The following is a 2648-nucleotide window of genomic DNA, read 5'->3' as shown; positions in this document are numbered from 1 at the left end:
GATACGCGCGAGCGGCTCGACATGCTGGCGGCGCGCTTCATCGCGCATGCGTGCGGCGACGAGGGCGCGGAGATCGATGCCGAAGTCTGGCCGCAAGCTGCGCGCGTGCTCGCGCGTCTGCGCGACGACGTGCTGCCGCGTCTCGACGCCTGCGGCCACGAAGAACTGCGTCAGCTGCGGCGCGGTTTCGAAGGCCGTTTCGTGCCGCCCGGTCCGAGCGGTTCGCCGTCGCGCGGCCGTCCCGACGTGCTGCCGACGGGCCGCAACTTCTATTCGGTCGACACGCGCGCGGTGCCTACGCAGGCGGCCTGGTCGCTCGGCATGAAGTCGGCGCAGCAACTGATCGAGCGGCATCTGCAGGAACACGGCGATTATCCGCGCGCGATCGGGCTGTCGGTCTGGGGCACGGCGACGATGCGCACCGGCGGCGACGATATCGCTCAGGCGCTCGCGCTGATCGGCGCGCGCCCGAAGTGGGCGGCGGGCAGTCAGCGCGTGATCGACTTCGAGATCATGCCGGTGGAAGCGCTCGATCGTCCGCGTATCGACGTGACGTTGCGCGTGTCGGGTTTTTTCCGCGACGCGTTTCCCAACGTGATGCATCTGTTCGACGCCGCCGTGCAGGCCGTCGCCGAACTCGACGAGCCCGAGCATCTGAATCCGCTGCGCGCGCGCATTCAACGCGAGCGCGACGCCTTGATCGCCGACGGCATGGACGCGGCCGAAGCGCGTCGCCGCGCGGGCTGGCGCGTGTTCAGCGCGAAGCCCGGCGCGTATGGCGCGGGTCTGCAATCGATGATCGATCATCGGCAATGGCAGAGCGACGCCGATCTCGCGCTGGCCTACGAAGCGTGGGGCGGTTACGCCTACGCGCAGAAAAGCGCGGGCGACGAGGCGCGCGACGCGTTCCGCAAGCGCCTCGCGACCATCGACGTGGTGCTGCAGAATCAGGACAACCGCGAGCACGATCTGCTCGACTCGAACGACTACTACCAGTTCCAGGGCGGCATGGCCGCCGCTGCGCGCCACTTCTCGCAGGCGCAGCCCACGCTCTATCACGCCGATCACAGCAATCCCGCCGCGCCGCGCATTCGTCCGCTGCACGAGGAGATCGCGCGCGTGATCCGTTCGCGCGTGGTCAATCCGAAGTGGATCGACGGCGTGAAGCGACACGGCTACAAGGGCGCGGCGGAAATGGCCGCGACCGTCGATTATCTGTTTGGTTACGATGCGACGGCGCGCGTGGTGGGCGATCATCAATACGCGCTGGTCGCCGATGCCTACGTGCACGACGACGACACGCGCGCGTTCATGGAGCGCCACAATCCGCATGCGCTGCACGCGATCTGCGAACGTCTGATCGAGGCGATGCAGCGCGGCTTGTGGCAGCAGCCGGGCGAGCATCGCGAGCGCATCGAGCAGCGTTTGCTCGAAGCCGGACAGAAGATGGAAGGGCGATGAGCGAAGCACAATGAAGGAATCCGAAGCATGAGCCGAATCATGAACGAAGCGGCGACGCGTCCCGCCTTTCCCTTCACCGCGCTGGTCGGCCAGGCGCCGTTGCAGCGCGCGCTGCTGCTCGCGGCGATCGACCCGGCGATCGGCGGCGTGCTCGTGAGCGGTCCGCGCGGCACCGCGAAGTCCACGGCGGCGCGCGCGCTGGCGGCGCTGCTGCCCGATGGCGCGTTCGTCACGCTGCCGCTCGGCGCGAGCGAGGAGAAGCTGATCGGCACGCTCGATCTCGAAGCCGCGCTGCGCGAGAACGCCGTGCGCTTTGCGCCGGGTCTGCTCGCGCGCGCGCATGACGGCGTGCTCTATGTCGACGAAGTGAATCTGCTGGCCGATGCGCTCGTCGACGCGTTGCTCGACGCCGCCGCGAGCGGCGTGAACACGGTCGAGCGCGACGGCGTTTCGCACACGCACGACGCGCGTTTCGTGCTGGTCGGCACGATGAATCCGGAAGAGGGCGAGTTGCGTCCGCAATTGCTCGACCGCTTCGGCTTGATGGTCGAGCTGGACAATTGTCACGATGCGAGCGAGCGTCAGCGCATCGTCAAGGCGCGGCTTGCGTTCGATGCGAATCCGCAGGCGTTTTGCGCGTCGCATGAGGCGGCGCAGCGCGAACTCTCGCAGCGTTTGCGCGCCGCGCGCGCGGCGCTCGATGCGCTCGACTGGAGCGATGCGGTGCATGAACGCGCGGCGCAACGCTGCGTGGAAGCGGCCGTGGACGGCTTGCGCGCCGATCTCGTGATGCTGCGTGCGGCGCGTGCGCTCGCGGCCTTCGAAGGCGCGGCGAGGATCACGCCGGATCACGTCGATGCGGTCGCGGACGCGGTGCTCGCGCATCGACGCCGCGCGATGCCGGAGCCGCCTGCGTCGGGTGGTCAGCCGCAGGCGCCGGAGCCATCGCGCGATGCGTCGAATGATCGGCGCGAATCGGAAAACCATGCCGAATCTGATACCGATTCGGACGCCGATTGGGGCGAGCTTGCGCCCGAGCCGGTCCCCGCGCGTCAGGTCAAAGGCGTGATCCCGCTGCCCGCAAAAAAACGCTGAGCCGCCGGGCAAGGGCCGCCGCCCAGGCACAGGGCGGCGCACGGCGGCGAGAGGGTCCCGGACGCGCGCAGGCGCGTCTCACACGCGATGCC

Annotated in this window: 2 protein-coding genes; both read left to right on the top strand. The window is 68.9% G+C overall.

Going from position 1 to position 2648, the window contains the following annotated elements; translation table 11 throughout:
• Nucleotides 1-1461: cobaltochelatase subunit CobN (locus G3N97_RS38040; RefSeq protein ID WP_205997887.1), on the top strand; the 1461-nt coding region annotated here is incomplete at its 5' end.
• Nucleotides 1462-1488: 27 nt separating this feature from the next.
• Nucleotides 1489-2556, top strand: coding sequence for an ATP-binding protein (locus G3N97_RS38035; RefSeq protein WP_205997886.1), 1068 nt, complete (start codon nt 1489-1491; stop codon nt 2554-2556).
• Nucleotides 2557-2648: the final 92 nt, after the last annotated feature.

Origin of the sequence: Paraburkholderia sp. Ac-20347 (assembly GCF_017104805.1) — a bacterium.
Lineage (GTDB): Bacteria > Pseudomonadota > Gammaproteobacteria > Burkholderiales > Burkholderiaceae > Paraburkholderia > Paraburkholderia tropica.
Note: the sequence above shows the minus strand (reverse complement) of the source record. Positions and strands in the feature narration are given on the sequence as shown.

Coding starts and splice junctions, on each gene's coding strand:
- G3N97_RS38035 (WP_205997886.1), top strand. CDS start 1,489: ATGAGCCGAATCATGAACGAAGCGGCGACGCGTCCCGCCTTTCCCTTC.